Genomic DNA, 1,608 nt, shown 5'->3' with positions numbered 1-1,608 from the left:
CCGAAGCGGGGATTTCGGGGTTTTTCTACAGCCTCAACGCCTGCAGCATGCGCGCCCATGGAATGGAGCCGAAGGCGCAATGTAATGGGCGTCGCCGTGCCTGCATTGGTTATGCATTTTGAGATGCTACTGGCGAAAATCCCGCTCGGATGATGTCAACAATCTGTGATGCCCATGCTTTGTACTTAAGACGCTCAGGACTACCTGATCTTTGCTTTTTCTGAGACACAGAAACTCTAATGTTGCTTTGGATGTTGACAACACCTTGGCTCAGATCTCGCTGGTCCAATCTCAGATTAGAGCCAATGTAGGATGGAACGGCAAAACTCATTCCATCTTCAACCTCAAAATCGATTTCTATTCGAATGTGGGGGTTCTCAAAAATTAGATTTTCACCATTACTCGAAATAACTGTATTCGGCGGCAATGTAAGGCCATTAGTTATACCCACACCTTCAGAAATATCGAAACCGTCTACGTCTATCTTCAGAGCGTTTTCCAGGTGAGGGACAGAGTAGTAAGAGTTATGGCCAGCACCTTCCTCAGAGTTATTGAATTGAACTTGCTTTTTTCCCCTGAAAGTTTTTACATCTGGATTCCAGTCGGGATATTCGGACAGCAAATGCCCAACCACTGACACTCTCAAGAATTCAACGAGATTCTTTTGGAAGACCGCGCTTTCATCGTCAGAAAATTGCGGGAGACCGGCTTTTTCACTTGTTCTCGTAAGGTTCAGCGATGAACTTAACTTTTCTCGATTAAATACGACAAAGTTTGATTTCGTCATTAGCTCTGAGTAAACATCGACACAGTCCGGCGTAAGTATCAGATGTGGCTGAACGACATGGGTACTGTCTTCATTCTTCAACGAAAACCCTAGGTTAAGAGAAAACATCACAAATGCCGCAGCTAGTGCTGTGTAAGAAAATACCAAGTCCTTGGCATTAACGTTTTTTCCAACGATAGCAACACCAATCCAAACGATAGCGATGAACAATGCAATCATCGGTGCAACAAAGCCCATGAAACTTACACCTTTCAAAAGACTAGCTCCTTAATGCATAACGCTGAAATAAGCGGCGGCCCGACAGGGCCGTCCGGTGGAGGCCGCAGGCCGGAACGAACTTAATTGACTTGTTACTTGTTGCCAGCGATATCCTCCAAGGCCTCTCTAATGCGGATGTGATCGCGTTTCACCAGCGCATAGCCACCCAAACTTAGTAGGCCACAGGCAACAAAGCCAAATAACGAAAAGCCCTGCGCAAACATTGTTGCAACACCCAAAGCACCTAAAACTATTCCGACGCCAGTAGCTAGACTTGGGTCGCTGAGCTTTCCAACGATGCAGGCTTTACCATCGATTTCCTGAACAAAACCATCGAATCTTCCTCTGCCAGGGAAATGGAAAAAACCACCCCTCCGAGTCAACTGGATTCGTGATCCTTCAACGCGACCATCGATTTCCTTTGGTCGCGAGTACCAAGTGTCGTACTCGACGAAGCTAGAAGCCCTCGCGAGAACAATATCTTTAGAAAGATCAGAATCGCAGCGATAGTTCATACAAGTAACGCCCGGCTCACGCGCCGGTTTGGAGCCGCGAAGCGGCGG

General features: G+C 47.1%; 2 protein-coding genes. Both read right to left on the bottom strand.

All coding sequences use genetic code 11. The annotated features are described in order from the left end of the window. Positions 1–109: 109 nt before the first annotated feature. Positions 110–1,024 (bottom strand): hypothetical protein, encoded by a 915-nt coding sequence (locus tag MARLIPOL_RS06420; protein ID WP_012140504.1) that lies wholly within the window; start codon positions 1,022–1,024, stop codon positions 110–112. A 113-nt stretch (positions 1,025–1,137) separates the two neighbouring features. Then, a partial coding sequence (locus MARLIPOL_RS06415) for a hypothetical protein (protein WP_012140502.1) occupies positions 1,138–1,608 on the bottom strand: 471 nt, incomplete at its 5' end.

Origin of the sequence: Marinobacter lipolyticus SM19 (assembly GCF_000397065.2) — a bacterium.
In the GTDB taxonomy this organism is placed as follows: domain Bacteria; phylum Pseudomonadota; class Gammaproteobacteria; order Pseudomonadales; family Oleiphilaceae; genus Marinobacter; species Marinobacter lipolyticus.
This window is presented reverse-complemented; position numbering and strand designations above follow the sequence as displayed.